Source organism: Lactiplantibacillus garii, assembly GCF_003885105.1.
GTDB classification, from domain to species: Bacteria; Bacillota; Bacilli; order Lactobacillales; family Lactobacillaceae; genus Lactiplantibacillus; species Lactiplantibacillus garii.
The window spans coordinates 1-1064 of record NZ_QWZQ01000112.1 but is presented as its reverse complement, the minus strand read 5'-3'; the positions used below and the strand labels follow the sequence as shown (position 1 = coordinate 1064).

Genomic DNA, 1064 nt, shown 5'->3' with positions numbered 1-1064 from the left:
AAACAATTGCTTGAATATATTCTACATAATTATCCTAGAAGAGATGCTGATAATTTTAAAAATCAAAAGTTTAAAGGCTCTGAGTCTATTCAAAAATTAAAGGATACATTGCAAAATGGACTCAACGGTATAACGGAAGAAAAGGTGTTTTTGACAAATGGTTTTACTTCCAAAGGCTCAGCAGGTAACGGTAACTGGGCTACTGTTCCTTGGATAGCGTTATTTAATACTAATATATCTACTGGGGCACAAAAAGGATTTGACGTAGTGTATCTTTTTTCATCGGATTTAAGATGTGTTTATTTATCACTTAATCAGGGTTGGAGCTTTTATAAGAATAAGTATGGTCAAAAAGATGGATTGAAAAATATAGCTGCGGTAGCGAAATATTGGCAGAATAATTTGTTCAGTAGGACTGATAATATGTCTACAGGAAAGATTGATTTACACTCAGCACAGTATAAAGGAACAAGCTTACCTTTAGGTTATGAGAGGGGAAATATTTTAAGCATAAAATATGAAACTCATAATTTGCCAAGTAATGAACGGTTAATTGAAGACCTTTTAAATATGAAATTAGTTTTAACGGAATTGGAAAAAAGTTTATTTTCTCCTAAAAACTTGGACTACTCTATTTCATATATTATTAAGGCAAATGGACTTGGAGAAGATGAACCAAATTACATTGTGCAAAAACAAAATCAAAATATTATAAAAAACACACCAGAGATTCAACAAACGGCTGCACCCAAAGTAGGATTGCCAAAAAATCCTGGATCAGTGAAGGCAGGTAAAATGAATTATGAAGACAAAGAACGCAACAATTCTAAAATTGGATTTTTAGGTGAAATACTAGTTATTAATTTTGAGAAAAAAAGATTGGAAGAAGCAAATAGATGTGATTTATCGAAAAAAATTGAACATGTGTCACGTACACAAGGTGATGGATTAGGATATGATATTGTATCGTATACAGATATGGGTGTGGTCCCCTGTCAATAAAATAGACAATTTAAATAGAGACTTTTTTGTCCTATGCCACGACTAAATTTTGAATTTGAGTT

The 1064-nt window shown here is 31.7% G+C and carries 1 protein-coding gene; it reads left to right on the top strand.

Annotation, left to right across the window (positions count from 1 at the left end; all coding sequences use genetic code 11):
- On the top strand, nt 1-1002 hold a 1002-nt coding region (locus D1831_RS14210; protein WP_125073452.1), incomplete at its 5' end, for an MrcB family domain-containing protein.
- Between the last annotated feature and the right edge of the window lie 62 nt (nt 1003-1064).